The 20,134-nt window shown below is 73.4% G+C and carries 19 protein-coding genes; 13 read left to right on the forward strand and 6 right to left on the reverse strand.

Going from position 1 to position 20,134, the window contains the following annotated elements:
* Positions 1-233 precede the first annotated feature (233 nt).
* Positions 234-1,226 carry a LacI family DNA-binding transcriptional regulator gene (locus ABTX60_RS08640; RefSeq protein ID WP_352096474.1) on the forward strand — a complete coding sequence of 331 codons (993 nt, stop codon included), beginning with the start codon at positions 234-236 and terminating at the stop codon, positions 1,224-1,226.
* A gap of 154 nt (positions 1,227-1,380) precedes the next feature.
* Here ABTX60_RS08640 and ABTX60_RS08645 read toward each other — a convergent pair whose 3' ends face one another.
* On the reverse strand, positions 1,381-1,746 hold the full coding sequence (locus ABTX60_RS08645) for a YybH family protein (protein ID WP_352096337.1): 366 nt from the start codon (positions 1,744-1,746) through the stop codon (positions 1,381-1,383).
* Between the two features lie 99 nt (positions 1,747-1,845).
* On the opposite strand from ABTX60_RS08645, the gene ABTX60_RS08650 reads away from it, so the two are divergent.
* Positions 1,846-2,736, forward strand: coding sequence for a LysR family transcriptional regulator (locus ABTX60_RS08650; RefSeq protein ID WP_352096338.1), 891 nt, complete (start codon positions 1,846-1,848; stop codon positions 2,734-2,736).
* A 3-nt stretch (positions 2,737-2,739) separates the two neighbouring features.
* Here ABTX60_RS08650 and ABTX60_RS08655 read toward each other — a convergent pair whose 3' ends face one another.
* A complete protein-coding gene (locus tag ABTX60_RS08655; protein WP_352096339.1) occupies positions 2,740-3,672 on the reverse strand; it encodes an NAD(P)-dependent oxidoreductase in 933 nt (310 codons plus the stop codon).
* Between the two features lie 49 nt (positions 3,673-3,721).
* Here ABTX60_RS08655 and ABTX60_RS08660 point away from each other — a divergent pair, with 49 nt between their 5' ends.
* The 7 genes from ABTX60_RS08660 to ABTX60_RS08690 all read left to right on the forward strand — a co-directional run bounded on the left by ABTX60_RS08660 (position 3,722) and on the right by ABTX60_RS08690 (position 12,586).
* The gene (locus tag ABTX60_RS08660) at positions 3,722-4,072 is read left to right on the forward strand and encodes a winged helix-turn-helix transcriptional regulator (protein WP_352096340.1); all 351 of its coding nucleotides are present in this window, start codon (positions 3,722-3,724) and stop codon (positions 4,070-4,072) included.
* A gap of 262 nt (positions 4,073-4,334) precedes the next feature.
* On the forward strand, positions 4,335-5,297 hold the full coding sequence (pip, locus tag ABTX60_RS08665; RefSeq protein WP_352096341.1) for a prolyl aminopeptidase: 963 nt from the start codon (positions 4,335-4,337) through the stop codon (positions 5,295-5,297).
* Positions 5,298-5,406: 109 nt separating this feature from the next.
* Positions 5,407-6,294: an amidohydrolase family protein gene (locus tag ABTX60_RS08670; protein WP_352096342.1), complete on the forward strand. Its 888-nt coding sequence runs from the start codon at positions 5,407-5,409 to the stop codon at positions 6,292-6,294.
* A gap of 151 nt (positions 6,295-6,445) precedes the next feature.
* Entirely contained in the window at positions 6,446-8,434 is a 1,989-nt protein-coding gene (locus ABTX60_RS08675) for a glycoside hydrolase family 97 protein (RefSeq protein WP_352096343.1), read from the forward strand.
* A 116-nt stretch (positions 8,435-8,550) separates the two neighbouring features.
* A complete protein-coding gene (locus ABTX60_RS08680) occupies positions 8,551-10,755 on the forward strand; it encodes an MMPL family transporter (protein ID WP_352096344.1) in 2,205 nt (734 codons plus the stop codon).
* Between the two features lie 5 nt (positions 10,756-10,760).
* Positions 10,761-11,951 carry a sensor histidine kinase gene (locus ABTX60_RS08685; RefSeq protein WP_352096345.1) on the forward strand — a complete coding sequence of 397 codons (1,191 nt, stop codon included), beginning with the start codon at positions 10,761-10,763 and terminating at the stop codon, positions 11,949-11,951.
* Complete coding sequence (locus ABTX60_RS08690) at positions 11,948-12,586, forward strand: response regulator (protein WP_352096346.1); 639 nt, start codon at positions 11,948-11,950, stop codon at positions 12,584-12,586. Before ABTX60_RS08685 ends, ABTX60_RS08690 begins: the two co-directional genes overlap by 4 nt.
* Positions 12,587-12,591: 5 nt before the next feature.
* Here ABTX60_RS08690 and ABTX60_RS08695 read toward each other — a convergent pair whose 3' ends face one another.
* The 3 genes from ABTX60_RS08695 to ABTX60_RS08705 form a co-directional block, all read right to left on the reverse strand.
* Entirely contained in the window at positions 12,592-13,797 is a 1,206-nt protein-coding gene (locus tag ABTX60_RS08695) for a vWA domain-containing protein (RefSeq protein WP_352096475.1), read from the reverse strand.
* Positions 13,798-14,096: 299 nt separating this feature from the next.
* Positions 14,097-15,338, reverse strand: a complete 1,242-nt coding sequence (locus tag ABTX60_RS08700; RefSeq protein ID WP_352096347.1) for an AAA family ATPase — start codon at positions 15,336-15,338, stop codon at positions 14,097-14,099.
* A gap of 102 nt (positions 15,339-15,440) precedes the next feature.
* Positions 15,441-16,805, reverse strand: coding sequence for a hypothetical protein (locus ABTX60_RS08705; RefSeq protein ID WP_352096348.1), 1,365 nt, complete (start codon positions 16,803-16,805; stop codon positions 15,441-15,443).
* Positions 16,806-17,028: 223 nt separating this feature from the next.
* Here ABTX60_RS08705 and ABTX60_RS08710 point away from each other — a divergent pair, with 223 nt between their 5' ends.
* Genes ABTX60_RS08710 through ABTX60_RS08725 form a run of 4 tightly spaced genes read left to right on the forward strand, consistent with a single transcriptional unit; the run spans position 17,029 to position 19,106 of the window.
* Positions 17,029-17,424, forward strand: coding sequence for a sortase-dependent protein (locus tag ABTX60_RS08710; RefSeq protein ID WP_352096349.1), 396 nt, complete (start codon positions 17,029-17,031; stop codon positions 17,422-17,424).
* On the forward strand, positions 17,421-18,110 hold the full coding sequence (locus ABTX60_RS08715) for a class F sortase (protein WP_352096350.1): 690 nt from the start codon (positions 17,421-17,423) through the stop codon (positions 18,108-18,110). Before ABTX60_RS08710 ends, ABTX60_RS08715 begins: the two co-directional genes overlap by 4 nt.
* Positions 18,107-18,598, forward strand: coding sequence for an RNA polymerase sigma factor (locus ABTX60_RS08720; RefSeq protein ID WP_352096351.1), 492 nt, complete (start codon positions 18,107-18,109; stop codon positions 18,596-18,598). The genes ABTX60_RS08715 and ABTX60_RS08720 overlap by 4 nt, the downstream gene beginning before the upstream one ends.
* The gene (locus ABTX60_RS08725; RefSeq protein ID WP_352096352.1) at positions 18,582-19,106 is read left to right on the forward strand and encodes a hypothetical protein; all 525 of its coding nucleotides are present in this window, start codon (positions 18,582-18,584) and stop codon (positions 19,104-19,106) included. Before ABTX60_RS08720 ends, ABTX60_RS08725 begins: the two co-directional genes overlap by 17 nt.
* Positions 19,107-19,128: 22 nt before the next feature.
* Here ABTX60_RS08725 and ABTX60_RS08730 read toward each other — a convergent pair whose 3' ends face one another.
* Positions 19,129-20,112 carry a cytochrome c oxidase assembly protein gene (locus tag ABTX60_RS08730; protein WP_502992293.1) on the reverse strand — a complete coding sequence of 328 codons (984 nt, stop codon included), beginning with the start codon at positions 20,110-20,112 and terminating at the stop codon, positions 19,129-19,131.
* Between the last annotated feature and the right edge of the window lie 22 nt (positions 20,113-20,134).

Here is a 20,134-nt window from a genome sequence, read left to right on the forward strand (position 1 = left end):
GTTCGGCGGGTTCTCGTACGATTTCGGCTAGGCAATGTTTACGTAAACATCCACTGGCGGGATGTCTACACTGTCCGAATCTCAGGGGTCAAGGACTCGTTCCGGACCGAAATCCGCGCCCGGTGCGCCGTGAGGGAAGCGAGGGGCAGGTGAGCACGGTGAACGGCGAGAGCGAGCCGGGCGTCACGAGCCGTACGAGAAGGCGTGCGGCCCGCCCCCGCCAGGGCGCCTCCATGGCCGACGTCGCCCAGCTCGCCGGGGTCTCCTCCCAGACGGTCTCCCGCGTCTCGAACGGCTTCCCGGGCGTCACCGAGGAGACCCGTGCGCAGGTGCTGGCCGCCATGCGGGAACTCGGCTACCGGCCCAACAGCGCGGCCCGGGCGCTGCGCCGGGGCGAGTTCCGCACCCTCGGCGTGATCACCTTCTCGCTCTCCACCATGGGCAACATCCGCACCCTGGAGGCCATCGCCACCTCCGCCGCCGAGCACGGTTACGCCGTCACCCTGCTGCCCGTGGCCGTCCCCACCCAGGACGAGGTGAACGGTGCCTTCTCCCGGCTGGGGGAACTCGCCGTGGACGCCGTCATCGTCATCATGGAGATCCATCTGCTCGACGCGGCGACGGTCTCCCTGCCGCCCGGTGTGCAGGTCGTGGTGGCCGATTCCGACGCCGGCGACCGCTACACCGTCGTCGACACCGACCAGGCGGGCGGCGCCCGGGACGCCGTACGGCACCTGCTGGACCTCGGCCACGACACGGTCTGGCACCTGGCCGGCCCGGAAGGCTCCTTCGCCGCCCAGCGCCGTGCCAACGCCTGGCGCGACACGCTGACCGCGGCGGGCCGGGTTCCGCCACCGCCGGTCCGGGGCGACTGGTCGGCCGAGTCCGGCTACCGGGCGGGCCTGCTCCTCGCCGACGACCCGAACTGCACGGCGGTGTTCGCGGCCAACGACCAGATGGCCCTGGGCCTGCTCCGCGCCCTGCACGAACGCGGCCGCCGCATCCCCGACGACGTCAGCGTCATCGGCTTCGACGACATCCCCGAGTCCGCGTCCTTCCTCCCGCCCCTGACGACGATCCACCAGGACTTCGCGGAGGTGGGGCGGCTGTGCGTGGAGGGGGTGCTCAGCAAGATGCGCCAGGACGGGGTGGAGCACGGGACGACGTTGGTGCCGACGCGGTTGGTGCGGCGGGAGAGCACGGGAGCGCGGCGGCGGCCGAGCTAGTGCCCCGGAGGGCAACGTCCGCCCCGTCGCGACGCCCGGCACGCCCTCTCGCCGCACCGGACGCCGCTCCTTGACGGGCAAACATTGCCTGAGGGGGCACTGGTGACCTGAGGCCCGTCGAACGAGGCCCGCCGGACGCCGGTTCGTTTCGGCCTCAGCCGGTGGGAGCGGTGAACTCTGGCTGGTCGAGGACGCGCAGCCAGCTTCCGTCGGGCTGGCGCCTGACCACCTGCGCGCGGGCACCCGCCCCGTCCTTCGGCGGGGTCGACGTCAGGGCGATGTCGCCGCTGACCAGGGTCGGCAGCGGTGCTTCCGGCTCGAAGCGGGGGCGCTCGGCCAGCACCTTCTCCCACAGTGCGCGGATCGCTTCCCGCCCCACCGTCCGTTCGCCGGGCGGGTAGGCCAGTACCGCGTCCACTTCGTAGAGCGCTGCCACCCCGGCCGCGTCACCGGCGTTGGAGCGTTCGACGAACAGGCGGGTGATGTCCTCGGGGCGCATGGCCTTCTCGTACTCCGGCACGAATCCTCCTGGTGTCGGGATGGCTCGGTGCCTCCAGCCTCTTCGGGCAGTGATCAGAAGTCCAACAGATGGATCTGATGAGAACTAGAATTGCCAGTCATGGAACTGAGGCAGCTGGAGTACTTCGTCGCGGTCGCCGAGGAACGGAACTTCACGCGAGCCGCCGAGCGGGTGCACATCAGCCAGTCCGGAGTCAGCGCCCAGATCCGCCGGCTGGAGCGTGAGCTCGGGGCCGAGCTCTTCGACCGTTCGGCCCGCACCACGACGCTGACCGCAGCGGGAAGGGCAGCGCTCGACCACGCCCGTGCCGCGCTCGCCGCGGCCACGGCGGTCGGGCAGGCGGTGGGCGAGGTGACCGGCCTGATCCGGGGCCGGCTCGTGGTCGGCATGGTCATCGGCTGCACCGTCACGCCCCTGTTCGAGGCACTCTCCGCGTTCCACCGTGCGCATCCGGGGGTGGAGATCTCCCTGCTGGAGGACAACTCCGACCGGCTCGTCGAAGGGGTGCGCCTCGGCACGCTCGATGTGGCCCTCGTCGGGACGGCTGCGGCCCCGGAGGGCCTCGAGTCGTTGACGATCATCAGCGAGCGGCTCGTCGCGCTGGTCCCGGAGGGCCACGCCCTGGCGCAGCGGCGGCGGCTCACGCTGCGGGACGTCGTCGACCATCCGATCGTGTGCATGCCTCCGGGCACCGGCCTGCGGGCGGTCTTCGACGGAGCCTGTGCCGCGCGGGATCTTCGGCCCCGGGTCGCACTGCAGGCCGGCGCCGCGGACGCCGTCGCGGACCTCGCGGCGCGAGGGCTGGGCGTCGGCGTCCTCAGCGAGTCGATGGCCGCGGGACACCGGGACCGGCTCGTCGCCCGCACCATCGACGACGTCGAGACACCGGCCCTGCTCGCTCTGGTCTGGCGGAACGGGCGGAGTCCCGCGGTGCGCGAGATGCTCGCGCGGTGTGGGCGGGCGTTCGACCTGCCCGGCGGCCCCGCGTAGCGGTCAGCGCCGTCCGATGACCTCCGCGACGCGGATGAAACCGTCCTGCCCGTGCCCGAGCCCGATGGCGCGGCGGGCCATTCCCTCGGCGGCGCGCATGACACCGGCGTCGATGCCGTGCGACTCGGAGACGTGGACGATGTGGGACATGGACGACACGGCCGAGGTGAGCGGGTTGCCCTCGCCGGAGTAGGCGCCGGTGTCGGCGTCCTCGGCGGTCTCCGCGAACAGCGGCGGGAGGATCGCGCCGATGCCCTGGGCGAAGGGCGCCAGTTCCCTCGCGGTGACGCCCTCGGCCCTGGCAACCGCCATGGCGTGCGCGTAGCCGGCCATGGCCGTCCAGAAGATGTCGAGCAGGGCGATGTCATAGGCCGCGGCCCGGCCCGTCTCCTCGCCGAGATGGGTATGGGTACCACCCAGCGCTTCCCGGACCGGGGTGAGTTCGCGATAGAGGTCCTCGGGTCCGCTGTGCAGGAAAACCGCCTCGGGCGTGCCGATGGTGGTGGCCGGGGTCATGATCGCGCCGTCCAGGTAGCGGATGCCGTGCGCGGCGGCCCAGGCGGCGGTGTCGCGGGCCCGGGCGGGGGTGTCGGCGGTCAGATTCACGACCGTACGGCCCTTGAGGGCGGCTTCGACCTCGTCCTGGCGCAGCACGGCGTCGGCAGCCTCGTAGTTCACCACGCAGACGACGGTCACCTCGCTCGCCGCCGCCGCTTCGGCCGCCGACGCCGCGCCCACCGCACCGCGGTCGAGGAGCTCCCGGTCGCGGCCCGGAGTACGGTTCCAGACAGTGGTGCGCAGGCCCGCGTCGACGAACGCACCGGCCAGGGCCCGGCCCATCGGGCCGAGACCGAGGACGGTCACCGTGCCGGCCGGGCGATCGGCGGGCGGCCGGGCGGAATGCGCCGGGGCCGGCGAAGCGCTGTACGAAGGCATGGTGAACTCCTCAAAGACGTATGGCAATTGACAACAAACGGGGGCGAGTGTGACGCGTCGGCGCCAGGATCCGAACGTCTGCGGAGTGACCGCCGCGATCGCCGTGATCGACGGCAAATGGAAGACGGCCCTGCTCTGGCTGCTGGAGTCGGGCCCGCACCGCCCGGCGGAACTGCGCCGGCGACTACCGGGCCTTAGCGAGAAGGTGCTGACGGAGGCCTTGCGGGAGATGGCGGCGGACGGACTGGTGCACCGTGAGGTGCACGACGTGCTGCCGCCGAAGACGGTCTACTCCCTCACCGCGTTCGGCCGCGAACTCTCCGAGGCACTGGCGCCGTTGTCCGACTGGGGCCACCGTCGCCTGGAGAAGCTGACCGAGGCCGCCCGGCCGGCCTCCTGACGCGGGTGCCACCTCCGTCCCTTCCGCGTCCTGTGCCTCACCGGCCGCCCACCACCAGGTTCGCCCGGCGTCGGCGCACTGCCAAGTCCCCACAAAAAGGTGGGTACTCCGGGGGCCCGAGACGCCGGGCCGGTTAGCGTGGTCTCGTGATCACGCTGCTGCAATGGGACGGCCTCACCGACCGCGCGCGGTTCGACCGGGCACCTGCTGCCGCCCCTCGCTCCCCGTCACGCGTGTACGAAGGCGAGAGGGGAACTCCGGCATGACCGAGCTCTATCCCGCCGGCATCGAGCCGTACGCGCACGGCATGCTCGACGTCGGTGACGGCAACCGCGTGTACTGGGAGGCCTGCGGGAACCCCGCGGGCAAGCCCGCTGTCGTGCTGCACGGCGGGCCGGGGTCCGGGGCGGGGCCGTTCTGGCGCCGGCTGTTCGACCCGGCGGTGTACCGCATCGTGCTCCTCGACCAGCGCGGGTGCGGACGCAGTACGCCCGACGCCGCCGATCCGCGGACCTCGCTCGCCGCCAACACCACGCGCCATCTGATCGCCGACATCGAGCAGTTGCGACAGCACCTCGGCATCGGAGAGTGGCTCGTCCTCGGCGGCTCCTGGGGCGTGACCCTCGCACTGGCCTACGCCGAGCGGCACCCGGAATCCGTCTCCGAGCTGGTCCTCTTCAGCGTCACCAACACCACGCGCCGCGAGGTGGAGTGGGTCACCCGGGACATGGGGCGGATCTTCCCCGAGGAGTGGGCCCGCTTCCGGGACGCCGTACCGGAGGCGGAGCGCGAGGGGAATCTGGCCGATGCCTATGCCCGGATGCTCGCCGGCCCCGACCCGGCCGTTCGGGAGCGGGCCGCGCTCGAGTGGTGCCGGTGGGAGGACGTGCACGTCTCCACCCTGCCCGGGCACCGGCCCGACCCCCGCTACGACGACCCGCGCTTCCGCATGCGCTTCGCCCGCCTCGTCACGCACTACTGGCGGCACGCCGCGTTCCTGGAGGACGGGGCGCTGCTGCGCGACGCCGGGAGACTGGCCGGCATCCCGGGCGTGATGATCCACGGCCGGATGGACATCAGCGGCCCCGTGGACGTCGCCTGGCGGCTGGCCCGGGTGTGGCCGGACGCCGAGCTCGTCCTGATCGGCGACGAGGGACACGGCCTGTCGGGGGCCTCCACGACGGCGGCGGTGCTGGCGGCCACGGACCGGTGCCGGACGGCCTGAAGGGGCCGCGCCCGGGCATGTGGGCAGACCGCGGGCGTGACCGATCCCTCACGGATCCCTCGCGCACGGCACTGGCCCCGCCGCCCCGCCCCACCCGATCGTGGGCACCATGAATGATCACGCTGCCGAGTCCGACGCCGTACGCCGCTTCTGGGGGCGGCTCGGGCTCCCCGGCCTCGTCGACGTGCACACGCACTTCATGCCCGAGCGGGTCCTGCGCAAGGTCTGGGAGTACTTCGACTCCCTCGGGCCGCTCACCGGCGGGCTGGAGTGGCCCATCACCTACCGGGAGGCGGAGGCCGAACGGGCCCAGATCCTCCGGGGGTTCGGCGTGCGGGCCTTCACCTCGATGCTCTATCCGCACAAGCCCGGCATGGCCCGCTGGCTGAACGGCTGGGCGGCCGACTTCGCGAGCCTCACCCCCGACTGCCTGCACACCGCCACCCTCTTCCCCGAGCCGGGCGTCGAGGCGTACGTCCGGGAAGCCGTCGCCGCGGGCGCGCGGGTCTTCAAGGCGCATGTGCAGGTGGGGGCGTACGACCCGGCCGACGACCTCCTCCGGCCGGCCTGGGGGCTGCTGGCCGAGGCCGGGGTCCCCGTGGTGATCCACTGCGGTTCCGGACCCGCCCCCGGCAAGCACACCGGCCCCGGGCCGATCGCGCGGGTGCTGGCGGAGCACCCGCGGCTGAGGCTGATCGTCGCGCACATGGGGATGCCCGAGTACGAGGAGTTCCTCGACCTCGCCGAGCGGTACGGGGAGGTGCGGCTGGACACGACGATGGCGTTCACCGACTTCACCGAGGCGCTCGCGCCGCTCCCGCGCCGGGTCCTGCCCCGGCTGGCCGGCGTCGGCGACCGTGTTCTGTTCGGTTCCGACTTCCCCAACATCCCCTATCCGTACCTGCACCAGCTGGACTCACTGGAGCGGCTGGGCCTCGGCGAGGAGTGGCTGCGGGCGGTGTGCCACGACAACGCGGCGGAGCTCTTCGGGTTGTGAGGCCCGGAGCGCAATCGGCCGGCCGCCGCGGCACTCCGGGAACTCCGGGAGTTCCGGGTATTGACCCGCCTCGGCGGCTGCGCGTACAACTGCACTCGCCACCGGTGGAAAACGGTTACTACCTCATTACTGCACGGGAAGGTCCCTCACGATGAGAGCTTCGGGAGAACGGGAAGAGCCGTCCGCCGGGCCGGGGTCGCGCCGGGTGGTGCTGAAGGGAGCGGCGCTCACCGCCGGGCTGGCCGCGACGGGCCTCACCGCCGCCCACCCCGTGTACGCCGCCGCGGATCCCCCGGATTCCACGGACGCCGGCAGCCGGCCGGGCCGCCCGGAGCAGGTGACCGCCCGCATGGGCGGAACCTCCCTCACCCTGTCGCTGGTCGACGGAGCGCTCCACTGGTCCGTCCGACGCGACGGCCGGGAGGTGCTCGGCACGTCGGCCCTCGGTCTCAGGCTCGCCGACGGCACGGTCCTCGGCGGTGACGTGCGGGTGACCGGGGAGCGGCACCGCACCCGCCGCACCACCTGGACCCCGGTCTACGGCCGCAACGCGACCGTCACCGACCACTACCGGGAACAGTGCTGGGACCTGAGGGACCGGGCCACCGGCATCCGGTTCGGCGTGCAGGCCCGCGCCTACAAGAGCGGTGTCGCCCTGCGCTACGTCCTCCCCGGCGAGGGCACCGCCACCGTCGCCGACGAGCTGACGACGTTCGGTTTCCCCGGCGGCACCACCGTCTACAGCGCCCGCGACGAGGACGCCTATGTGCCGGTGGCGCCGGACTCCATACCGGTCACGGGCACCGCGACGACGGACAGCGGGCCCCTCACCGACCTCCCCCTGACCGCCACGCTCCCGGGCGGCCTCATCGCCTGTGTCTGCGAGTCGTCACGGGTCGACTACCCGCGCATGATGCTGAGTTCGGTCCCCGGCGAGCCGAACGCCCTCTCCGCCTTCCTCATGGAGCACACCGCCCGCGGCACCGGCCCCGTGTCGACCACCACGACCGTCGCCACGCCCTTCACCACCCCCTGGCGCGTGGTGGTCGTCGGCACCACCCACGCCGAACTCGTCGACAACGCCGAGCTGGTCCTCAACCTCGCCCCGCCGAACGCCCTTTCCGACACCTCCTGGATCAAGCCCGGCAAGGTCTTCCGCTGCGAGCTCAGCACCGCCGCCGGCCTCCAGGGCATCGACTTCGCCGTGGCCCGGGGCCTTGAGTACATCGAGTACGACGCCGGCTGGTACGGACCGGAGTTCACGACCCCGGACGCCACGAAGCCGATCGCCGCGATCGACCTCCCCGCCGTCCTGTCGTACGCGGCGGACCAGGGCATCGGCGTCTTCCTCTACGTCAACCGGCTCGCCCTGACCGACGCGGACTCCCTGTTCGGCCTCTACAAGAGCTGGGGTGTGCGGGGCATCAAGCTCGGGTTCATCAACGACGGCACGCAGTCGATGACCAACCAGATCATCGACTGGGCGAAGACGGCCGCCCGGTACGAGCTGCTGATCGACATGCACGACGACGTCCGGCCGTTCGGCTACGAGCGCACCTACCCGAACTGGATCAGCCTGGAGGGCGTGCGCGGCAACGAGCAGTTCCCGACCGCCACGCACAACGTGACGCTGCCCTTCGCCCGCAACATCGGCGGCCCGATGGACTACACCATCTGCTACGGCCAGTCCCGCGACAAGACGACCGACGCCCACCAGATGGCGATGGCCGCGGTGTACTACCAGCCCCTCGACTTCCTGTTCTGGTACGACAAACCGTCCAAGTACAGCAACCCGGCCAACTGGCCCGGCCTGCCCTGGTTCAACGCCGTCCCGGTCACCTGGGACGAGAGCCGCACCCTGGCAGGTGCGATCGGCGAGTACGTCGCCGTCGCCCGGCGCGCGGGCTCCGACTGGTACCTGGGCGCGATGACGAACGAGTCGTCCAGGACCCTCGCGCTGCCGTTGTCCTTCCTCGGCAGCGGCACCTACACGGCGACCGTGTACGCCGACGGCACCCCGGGCGCGAGCCCGTTCCGGACGCCGGTCGTGGTGAGCACCCGGACCGTCACCGCCGCCGACACCCTCGACGTGGCGATGGCTCCGGCGGGCGGTCAGGCGGTCGTGCTGAAGCCGGGCTGAGCCCGAGCCAGGGGGTCGGGGGTTTTCCCCAGGGCAGGGGTCATCCGACCGGTGGACGGCAGGTTCAACCGAGTACCTCTGTCCGGCCACTGTCGTGCTCGGCAAGGCTTTTGGGCATGAATTCATTGTCTGTGCGCGTGGCGCGCTGGAGTGCGCGACATCCCTGGCGGGCGATCGTCGGCTGGCTGGTGTTCGTGGTGCTGTGTCTGGGGGCCGGCAGCGCTGTCGGCGTGAACAGTGCGAAGACGGCGGACTACCGGGTCGGTGAGGCCGGCCGGGCCGAGACCCTGGCGGCCGAGGCGCATCTGGAGCGCAGGTCAGCCGAACAGGTGCTGATCTCCTCCCGTTCGGGCGGTGCCCTGGACCAGGGCACCGCCCGGGCCGCCGCGAAGGATCTCACCGACCGGATGCGGCGACTGCCGGAAGTGGCGAACGTCGCCGAGCCGTTGCTCTCCGACGACCGGCGGATCCTCATGGTCGAGGTGGCCCTGAAAGGTGAGGAGCGGGACGCCAAGGACAAGGTCGACGCGCTGCTGGCGCAGACCGCGGCGGTGCAGAAGAGCCACCCCGGGCTGCTGCTGGAGGAGACCGGGAGTCCTTCCGTCAGCAAGGGAGTCGACAAGCAGCGCAGTGACGATCTGGCTCTGTCCGAGGCGATCACCCTGCCCGTCACCCTGCTCACCCTGCTGGTGGTGTTCGGGTCGGTGACCATGGCCTGGGTGCCGTTGCTGCTGGCGCTGTCGTCGATCGCAGCCGCGGTGGGCCTGTCGATGGTCGTCTCGCACGTGTCGCCCGACGCCGGGGTGGGCACCAACGTCATCCTGATGATCGGCCTCGCGGTCGGCGTCGACTACACGCTCTTCTATCTCAAGCGCGAACGAGAGGAACGGGCCCGCTCCGGCGGCCGGCTCTCCTCCGAGGCCCTGGTCGAGCTGGCCGCCGCAACCTCGGGACGAGCGGTGGTGGTCTCCGGCCTCGCGGTGGTCGCCTCCACGGCGACGCTGTACCTGGCCGCCGACGTGATCTTCTCCTCCCTCGCGACCGGCACCATCGTGGTCGTGCTGGTCGCGGTGGCCAGTTCGCTGACCGCTCTGCCCGCGCTGCTGGTGAAGCTGGGACAGCGGGCGGAACGCCGGGCGCTGCGGCGGGCGGAGCGGGGCAAGCCCGCCCGCCGGGTGCGGGGCGAGGGCGGTGGCAGCCGGGTCTGGACCGTGCTGCTGCGGCCCGCCGCCCGGCATCCCCTGGCCACCCTGTGCGTGTCGGTCCTGGCGCTGCTGGCCCTGGCCGTACCGCTGACCGGGCTGAAGATCACCGAGATGAGCCGGGATACGCACTCCCGGGACATCCCCGCGATGCAGGTGTACGACCGGCTCAACGAGGAGTTCCCCGAGCAGCGGGTGACCCATCAGGTCGTGGTGCGGGCCGAGGCCACGCGGTCGGCGGAGGTGACCGCCGCTCTGGTTGAGGTCGTCCGGCGGGCGAAGGCCGACCCGCTGTTCACCGGGGCGTCGCGCCTGCGGACCTCCGCCGACGACCGCACCAGCACCCTCGAACTGAAGGTGCCGTACCTCGGCAACTCCGACGAGGCGCACGACTCCCTCGACCGGCTCCGGGACGACTTCCTGCCCGCCACCGTCGGCCGTATCGCCGGCGCCGAGTACGGCGTGAGCGGGGACGTGGCCCGCTACGCCGACTATCCCGCCCATCAGAACGACAAACTGCCGCTGGTGCTGGGCGCGTTGCTGCTGGTGACGTTCGGGATGACGGTGTACGCCTTCCGCTCGGTGGTCCTCGGACTGCTCGGCGTCGCCCTGAACCTGCTGTCCGCGGCGGCGGCGCTCGGGCTGCTGGTACTGGTCTTCCAAGGGACCTGGGCCGAGGGCCTGCTGGGCTTCGACTCCACCGGGTCGATCGGTTCCAGGGTGCCGCTGTTCCTCTTCGTGATCCTCTTCGGTCTGTCGATGGACTACCAGGTGTTCGTGGTGAGCCGGATCCGCGAGGCCGCACTCGCCGGGGTGCCCACGCGGCGGGCGGTACTGGACGGCATCCGGTCCTCGGCGAGCGTGGTGACCAGCGCAGCGGTCGTGATGACGACCGTGTTCGCCAGCTTCGTCTTCCTGCACATCATCGAGATGAAGCAGATCGGCTTCGTCCTGGCGGCGGCCGTGCTGATCGACGCGTTCGTGGTGCGCGTCATGGTGCTGCCGGCGGCGATGCTGCTGCTGGGCGAGGCGAGCTGGTGGCCCTCGCGGGCGGCACGGCGGACGGCGTCCGTTCCGGAGAAAAGACGCCCCTCCCGCCCGGCGGTCGACGTACGTTGACCGGTATGACCGCTCTCGCCGGGTCCACCGCCGACACCCTCTGGGCCGTCTCACTGCGCCGCTGGAACGCGGTGTGCTGGCTGCTGTTCGCCCTGATGGCCGTCGGGTTGGTCGCCATGAACCGGCCCGGCGGGAGCAAGTGCCTGGCGCTGGTGCTGCTCGGTGGCGTGGTGCTGTGCTACGGGGTCATCGACCGCTTCCCGGCCAACCCCGTCGTACGGCCGCACGTGTACCTGTCGGTGCTGGTGGTGGCGCTGGGCGGGCTGGCGTATCTGCGCGGCAACTACGCGGCCCTGTTCATGGTGACACTGCCGCACTACTGGATGTTCGGGCGGACGCCGAGGGCCGCGATGGTGTTCCTGGGGCTCGCCGCGGCCGCGACCCTGGCCGGGAGCGTGCTGCGGGACGACGGCTGGACGGTGGAGTTCTTCACCGAGACGCTCGTGTCCACGCTGCTCGTCGTCGCCGTGGGGGCGCTGATCGGGCTATGGGCGCACTCGGTGGTCGCACAGAGCGCCGAACGGGCCCGGCTGCTCGCCGAACTGGAGGAGGCACAGGCCGAGTTGACCGAGGCCCACCAGCGTCAGGGCGCGGCGGACGAGCGGGAGCGGATGGCGCGGGACATCCACGACACGCTCGCGCAGGGCTTCGCCTCGATCATCGTGCTCGCCGAGGCCGCCCGGACGGGGCTCGACATTGATCCGGCCCGGAGTGGCCGGCAGTTGCGGTCGATCGAGTCCACCGCACGGGAGAACCTCGCCGAGGCACGGGAGCTGGTCGGGTCGGGCCGTGGTCCGGGCCAGGTCGCGGCCGGTTCGGTGGCCCAGACCCTCCGCCGCACCCTTGCCCGCTTCGCCGAGGACACCGGCCTCACCGTCGACGCCGAACTGGAAAACCTGGAGTGCGACCAGCAGACCCGGATCGCACTGCTGCGCTGCACCCAGGAGTCCCTGGCCAACGTCCGCAAGCACGCCCGGGCCTCCACGGTCGGCGTGGTCCTGGCCCGGCAGCCGTACGGGGTGGAGCTCGAAATCACCGACGACGGAACGGGGTTCCTCGTGGAGGAGTCGTCGGGCTTCGGTCTGGACGGCATGCGCAAGCGACTGGCGGAACTGGGCGGGCGGCTGACGGTGACGAGTTCGGTGGGGGACGGGACACGAGTGCTGGCACTGATACCGCTGGGGGCGACGGCATGACGGACGGACCGCTGCGCATCGTCGTCGTGGACGACCACACCGTCATGCGCGCCGGGGTGGTCGCCCTCCTCGCCTCCGGGACCGGCATCGAGATCGTCGGCGAGGCGGGCGACGGCCGCGCCGCCCTCGACCTCGTCGCACGCCACCAACCCGATGTCGCCCTGGTCGACCTGCGCATGCCCGTACTGGACGGCGTGGCCACGACCACCGAGATCGTGGCGCGTTTCCCCCGCACCCGGGTGCTGATCCTGACCACGTACGACACGGACGCGGAGATCGAGCGTGCGGTGGAGGCCGGGGCGATCGGCTACCTCCTGAAGGACACCACCCGTGAGCAACTGGCCGACGCGATCCACGCGGCGGCCCGCGGGGAGACGGTGCTGGCGCCCCGGGTCGCCGAGCGCCTGGTCGCCAGGATGCGCCAGCCCGCCCACATCCCCCTCACGGCCCGCGAATCGGACGTGCTGAACGCGGTCGCGGACGGCCTCACCAACGCCGAGATCGGCCGCCGCCTCGTCATCGCCGAGGCCACGGTGAAGACGCATCTGCTCCGCCTGTTCGCCAAGCTCGACGTCAACGACCGGACGCGGGCGGTGGTGGTGGCGATGGAACGGGGGCTGCTGCACCGGCCGTAGGGCGTTCAGGAGCCGATGTCCACGACCCGGGCCCACGCGGGGGGTGAGTCCGGGACGTACTCGGGGCTGGACTCGTCGTAGGCGTGACTCGCGTACTGGCGCGGGAAGAGGCCGATCACCGTGCGGCACGGGGGCCGGGTGTCCGGCCAGGGGGTCTGGCCGTCGGTGAGGACCACGACGACGTCGGGGGACGGGCGGGTGCGCAGGGCGCGCGTGAAGCCGGCCCGCAGGTCCGTGCCGCCGCCGCCCGTGAGCGGGATGCCCTCCTCACGGCACAGGCGGCGGGCGAACCCGGCCGAGGCGTCACAGGGCACGACCGTGACCAGGTCGCGACGGCCGCCCACGGCCCGGGCGATCGCGGCGACCTCCAGGAGCGCGCTGCCCAGTTCGGCGTCGCTGACCGAGCCGGAGGTGTCGATGACGACCGACACGCGGGGCGGGCGGCGGCGCAGGCTGGGCAGCACCGTGCCGGGCAGGGCGGTGGAGCGCCGGGCGGGGCGGCCGTAGGTGTAGTCCTCGCCCGCGCCGGGGCCGGACGCCGCCGAGCGGACCGCCGCGCCCAGCAGCTCCCGCCAGGGCTGGGGCGGGTGGAAGGCCTCCTCGGCCCAGCGCCGCCAGCTCTTCGGGGCCCTGCCGGGGCGGCCGGTGATGCCTTGCGCGACCCGGAAGCGGACCGCGTCCCGCTCCTGCTCACTCAGGCCGTGCGCCCCGTCCGGGCCCAGCTCCCACTCCCGGTCCAGGCCGTCGGCGCCGCTGCCGCAGTCCAGCCAGGCCAGGTCCTGCATCCTCGGGCCCACGGCGAACTGCCGCAGGTACTCCTCCATCAACTCGCCCTCGGCCAAGCCGATGTCGCCCGGTTCGACGACGTCCTCGGGGCGGGCCAGGCCGTCGCCGTAGACGTCGTCGTTGATCTCGAAGTCCGCGGCGATGTTCATCCGCAGCCGCTCCCCCGGGCCGTGCAGACCCCGCTCCTTGGCGACCCGGTCGCTGCGCCCGTGGTGGTCGCGCAGCAGGTGCGACACCTCGTGCACCCACACGCCCGCCAGCTCCTCGACGGGCGTTCGGTCGACGAACCCCGGCGACACGTAGCACCGCCAGTACCGGTCGACGGCCATGGTGGGCACGCGCCGCGACTCGACGACATGCAGGGCGAAGAGGGCGGTCGCCAGGTAGGGGCGGACGCGGGCGGCGTGCAGCCGGGCCGTGAACAGCTTGTCCCGGTCGAGGGTCCCGGAGGCGGTCCCGGAGACCGTCTCGCGGACGGCCCCGGAGGCGGCCCCGGGGGTGATCTCGCGGACGACCCCGGGGGTGGTCTCGCGGGCGGTCCCGGGGGTGGCCCCGGGCACGGGCTCGCGCTCGGGGGCGGCGGTTCCGGGTCCGCCCGCCGTCACCGACCCGCCGTCGCCGCCCGCCTTAACCGACCCGCCGTCGCCGCAACCGCGACCGCCGCCGCTCGTCGTCACCCGCCCGCCCTCGCCCGAGTCGCGCCCACCGCTGTTCGTCTTCACCTTCACCGGCCCGCCTTCGCCGCAGCCGCGACCGCGGCCGTGGCCCGGTCCGCCCTCCTGGACAGGGTCACCACTCCGGCCAGGCGCTCGATCGTCGCCGGGACGTCCCAGTCGTCGCGGCGCAGGGCGGCGAGGGTGGTCGCGGGGACGACCACGACGTCCGGGGGGCCGGTCTCCAGGGCCTTGACCAGGAGCGCCCAGGCGGCGTCCCAGCGGGTCCGCTCCGGGCGGTTGCGTACCGCCGCCACGACCCCGTCCAGCGCGGCCTGCCGCAGATCCCCGCGTTCGGGCAGCACCGCACCGGCCGGGTCGGCCAGCAGCGTCTCGGGGTCCGGGAGGTCCATCCGGTCCAGACTCGCCAGCAGTTCGAGGCCGGGGCCGTCCCCGACCGTGCCCCTGACCAGCAGGGAGAGGACGTCACGGGAGGAGCCGGCCGCGGTCGCGAAGGCGATCAGATGCAGCGTCATCTCCCAGCTGCGCGGCGACGGCCAGGGCCCGCCCCGGCGCACCTCGCCGCTGGGCAGCCGGTGTGCGAGTGCGGGACGGGCGGCCAGCAGCCCGCACACCGCACGGCGGGCGAACTCCACGGCCTCCGGCAGCTTCCCCGGGTCGAGCCGGGGCAGGGTCGCCCGCGGCCAGATCCCGCCGAGGCCGCGGACGACGACGTCGGTGTCGTGCGTCCACTGCAGGTGGACGAAGCGGTTGGCGAGCGGCGGGCTCAGTTCCCAGCCGTCGGCGGCCGAGGAGCGCGGATTGGCGGCGGCCACGATCCGCACGCCCGGCGGCAGCCGCAGCGCGCCGATCCGCCGCTCCAGCACGAGCCGGAGCAGGGCGGCCTGCACGGCGGGCGGCGCGGTGGACAGTTCGTCGAGGAACAGCAGCCCCCGCCCGGCCCGCACCAGGCGTACGGCCCAGTCCGGCGGGGCCAGCGGCACGCCCTGCTCGGCCGGGTCGTCGCCGACGATCGGCAGCCCGGAGAAGTCGGACGGCTCGTGCACGCTGGCGATCACCGTGGTCAGGGGCAGGTCCAGGGCCGTGGCGAGCTGGGTCAGGGCCGCGGTCTTGCCGATGCCCGGCTCGCCCCACAGCAGCACGGGCAGGTCGGCGGCCACGGCCAGGGTGAGGGCTTCCAGTTGGGTGTCGGGGCGCGGTTCGGTCGTGGTGTCCCGCAGCAGGGCCAGCAGATCGCCGGCCACGTCGAGCTGGTCGGCGGTGCCGGGCAGGGGCGAGGTGTGAGTACGCATGTGTGATCACCAGTTGCCGGTGGTGGGCCGTCTCGGTGGTATGAAACGCAGTCGGGGGCACAGCGGTTGACCCCGGTCGGGTCGGGTCGGACCGGGGCCGCGTCACATGTGGCGTGGGTGCGGGCCGTCGTCGCGGGAGCGGCGGCGGTCCCAGGGGCGCAGGCTGCCGGGCGGGGGACCCTCGAGTCCCGCCCGGAACAGCCCGTGGGCGATGCGCCGCCGCGCGGCCGTCTCCAGCACGTCCCGCAGCGGGCCCTCGCGCAGCACCGCCTCGGGGCCGAGCAGCCGCTCGACCGCGGCGAGCGCCCCGGCGGTGTCGCCGTGGTGGAGGCGTTCGCGGACGCCGGGAAGGCACTCGGGCCGGCGGTGTGCGTCGTCGACGGCCCGCAGACAGGGCAGCGGCGGCCCGCCGAAGGCGGCGAGCAGTTCCTCCCGCCGGACCTCGGCCGGGTCGTGGTCGAGGGCGGCCAGGACACCGTCGACCAGGCCGATCCGGTGCCGGGCGCCCCGGCATTCCACCACCCGTGGATCACCCGCCCGCTCCGGCACCCGGGAGGTGCCGGAGCGCTGCGCCCCCAACGCCGAGGCGACGAGCGGATGCAGGCGCCCGGCGTCGATCGCACCGGCCCGCAGCAGTTCGAGGTCGGGCAGCACCCAGGTCGCCGCGTCGGGCAGCACGGGCAGCGAGGAGTCGGGGGCCCGCGCGTACGACAGGGCGGTCTGCTCGCCTTCGTCGGACATGTTCAGGACGACGCGGTGCCGTGCCCCGAGCCGTACGCCGACCCTGCCGTCGGACCGGCCCTCGGCCCGCAGCAGGATCGCGGCCTCGGCCGCCCACCGGTCGACGGCGCACCGCTTCCCGTCGGGCAGAGGCCCGGCAGGCAGGTGCCCGGCAAGCAGCGGTCCGGCGACTTCAGGGCCGGACCCGCCGTCGCCGGAACGTGCCCGCAGCTCACCTGCCCGGCGCGCGTCCCACAGGTGGCGGTGCAGGTCGAGCCGGAAGCGCCGGCTGGGCCGGGGGTGCGGATGCCGCCGGTCTCTCTCGTGCCTGCTGGAGGCGTCCCACAGGGCGAGGCTGATCCGCTGCCCGGCGTTCGCCCAGGCAGGCGGCGTCCGCGCCACGAGGTGCAGCGCCTCCGTGCCCGTGCCGTACCGGGCCAGGGTGAGGGTCAGGCCGGGCCGCAGCAGCCCGTCGGGGGCGATCCTGGGCATGTGCCAGCGCAGCAGGTCGGGCGCGAGGTGGCGGAGGTCGGCGCGGAGCAGGGCGGCGAACGCACTGCCGTGGCGCCGCGCGAGGAGACGGGGCCGGAGGTCGACGTCGATGTTCGCGGCGGCGCAGGCACCGGCCCAGTCGCCGGCACGGCGGCGCGCTGTCGCGGTCTCGATCATGGAGGGCGGCACGGCGAACTCGCGCACGCGCGGCCAGAAGGAAAGCGGGAAGTCCCCGTTCGCGAGGTCGGTGAGCATCAGCACTCACCTTGCGCGGACGGGTCCCCCAATCTGTTCATGGAGTGAGTCGTCATCGCGTCGGATGCTAGCGGCCCCGACTCCCGTGCGCAGCCGAGTTTTTCGGAGCCACCGCGACGACTTTGCCATCTCTTTACAACCCGACCTGCCGCCGCCTCGTCTCTCCGCACGATCTGTCCCCAGCCCGCCGACCGTCGGGCGGACGACGAAGGAGTGCGATTCCATGCGCCGAACTGTCCTCAGCGCCCTGGCCCTCGCGGGCACCGCCGTACTGCTGGGCACGGGGCCCGCGTTCGCGGACGGGGCGACGACCCCGAGCCCCGTCCCGTCGGCCGCCTCGCCCACCACCCAGCCCAAGGAGAGCGCCGAACCGACCCGGGCGGCCGAACCGACCCGGACGCCCGAGCCGACCCGGGCGCCGGCCGAGGGCGAGCCCACCCGGGCGCCCGCCGACGGCCAGGTCTCCGTCCGGCCGAGCGGCGCGCCCGACACCGGTGTGACGGCGTCCCAGGACTCGGGGGCGGGCGGCACGGCCATCGGCGCGGGCGCCGCCGCGGTGCTCGCCCTGGGCGGCGGCACCGTCTTCGTCGTGCGCCGCCGCCGGGCGACCGGGGCGTGAGCCCGTTCTCCAGGCGCGCGTTCGCGGCCGGGGCGCTGGCGTCCCTGCTGACGGCGTGCGGCGGCCAAGGAACCACCGGCCCCGAAGCCACCGGCCACGGAACCACCGGCCCCGACACCGCCGGTCACGGCACTGCCGGTCACGACGCCGCCGCGCGCCGGCCGAGCGCCACCGCTCGGCCGGCGCCGTCCGACAGGGCGCACCCCCTGGCCCGTTCGGTCCCGGTCCGGCTCCTGATCCCGGCGATCGGCGTCGACACCCCGGTCATCCGGCTCGGCCTGGCGGCCGACGGCACGGTGCGGGTGCCGCCGGTCACGGACCACGACCGGGCGGGCTGGTACCGGCACTCGCCGACCCCCGGCCAGACCGGCCCGTCGGTGCTCCTCGGCCATGTCACGGTCGGCCCGTACGGTGACGGCGTCTTCCGTCACCTCGCCCGGCTGCACCGGGGCGACCGGATCGAGGCGCGCCTGGAGAACGGCACGACGGCCCAGTTCGCCGTCACGGCCATACGGACCGTCCCGAAAACCGACTTCCCGGCGGACGACGTCTACGGGAACGTGGACCGCCCCGAGCTGCGGCTGATCACGTGCGGCGGGGCGCGGACCGGAGACGGCTACGCGGACAACGTGATCGTGTTCGCGGCGTTGAGCGGCGCGAACTCCCCCACCTCTGGAGAGCGTTGAAACGGTCCCGCGAGAAGGCAGCGTCCGAGCTGTTCGCCGCCCTCTACCCGCGCCTCGCCGGCTGGTGCCGCCGGCTCGTCGACGACGACGGAACGGCCCACGAGATCGCCTCGGAGGCGTTCACCCGGCTCTGGGCCCGCTGGACGTCCGTGGCGGAACCGCGCGGGTTCCTCTACGTCACCGCGGCCAACCTGGTCCGGGACCACTGGCGCAAGCTGGAGCGCGAGCGCCGGGCCCTGCACCGTGTCACCTCGGAAGCCGCCGTGCGCCCGCCCGAGGAGCAGACCGACCCGTCCGTGCGGCTGCTCGTACAGTCGCTGCCGGAACGACTGCGCGTCCCGATCCTCCTCCACTACTACGCTGACATGCCGATCCGGGAGGTGTCCGCGCTGACCGGGCGCAAGGAAGGCACCGTCAAGGCCGATCTGCACGCGGCCCGGGAACTGCTCCGCGTCCACCTGAGGAGAAGCCTTGACCACACGTCTTGACGGCGATCCGGGCGACCCGGAGTACGCCCCCGACGACCCGCTCGCCGTGATCCTGCGCCCCTCCTCCCCCGACTACCTGGGTGCCCCCGCCGGCCAGTACGAGACGATCCGCCGCCGTGCGGCCCGTCGCCGCCTGCTGCGCGGCGCGGCCGGGGCGGGCCTGTGCTGCGTCGCGGCGGCCCTCATCGCGCTCCCCCTGCGCCACACCGCGGCCGAGCACCCCCCGACCCCGACGATCCCGATGGCCCCGCCCACCACGAGGCCGGCGCCCAGCACGGACGCGGCGCCCCCCACCCCCGTGCCGTCCCCGTCCGCTTCCCGCTCCCGGCCCTCGTCCCCGGGCACCGGCGGCCCCCGCACGACCAGGCCCGGCACGGCCGCCCCCGAGGAGGCGACCGGCCGGACGGAGGCGTCCCGGGCCCCGTCGGCCACCCCCACCTCGATCCGCCCCGTCCCGTCGGCGGCGCGGTCGGGCACGGGCCGGGAGGCGGTGCGGGAGAGCCGCTGACCGGCACCGGCACGGTGCCGGGTCAGTCACCCGGCCGCTGCCGCCGCATCCGCTCCGCCACCTCGCCCGCTTCGGTCTCCCACCAGGGCCGGACCAGTTCGGCAGGCCCCTCCGTGGCGGCCGCGGACACGAGTTCGCTGTCGAGACGCCGGTCCAGTACGGCCGTCCGGGCGCGCTCGGCCCGCACCCACTGGGCGAGGACCGCCAGCAGGAAGGGGACCGCGACCAGTTCGGCGATGCCCAGCATGGCGCCGCCGCCGAGCTGCTGGTCGTGGAGCACGTCGGGGGACCAGGGCGGTGCGTGGTGCAGGTACCAGGCGCCCGCGATCAGGGTGCCGTGCGTCATGACCACCAGTCCCGGGACCGCGTCGACGACCCCGTCCAGGAAGACCAGGGCCGCCCGGACCGGGTGGGTGCACCAGGCGGGCAGGGCCTGCTCGCGGGAGAGCACCGGCAGGACGAACAGGCAGCCGGCCGCCAGCAGATGGAGATACATCAGCTCGTGCAGCCAGCCCACACGCAGCGCGGTGGCGAAGTACGGCGTGAAGTAGAGGGTCAGTTCGGTGGTCAGCACCAGCGCCGTGCTGACGAGGGGGAACGTCAGCAGCCTGACCGGCCTGCCGGTCAGCACCCGCCGCAGCCGGGCCGCACCGCGCTCCGGCAGCGCCTCCACCGCGAGCCGCAGCGGGTCGCCCAGGGCCAGACCCAGTGGCGCGAGCAGGTCCAGGCCGACGTTCTGCACGGCGGCCGGCCAGAACAGTTCACGGTCGTACACGGCCAGACCGGACATCGTGGCCACGACGATCGCGCCCAGACCGAGCAGCACGAACGCGGCGGACCGCGCGGGCGGCCAGGCTCCGCCCCGCCCTCGCACCCGGACGACACCCCAGCCGTAGAGCCCGCCCAGCACGGCGACGAGCAGCAAAGCGGGCACGTCCGGCTGCCACGATCCCAGCAGCCGTCCGGTGGTCGCTTCCGGCAGGTACACAGCCGACAGTTCGCTCACGAGCGGACGATAACCGCCGAAG

Origin of the sequence: Streptomyces sp. NPDC126510 (assembly GCF_040302345.1) — a bacterium.
Lineage (GTDB): Bacteria > Actinomycetota > Actinomycetes > Streptomycetales > Streptomycetaceae > Streptomyces.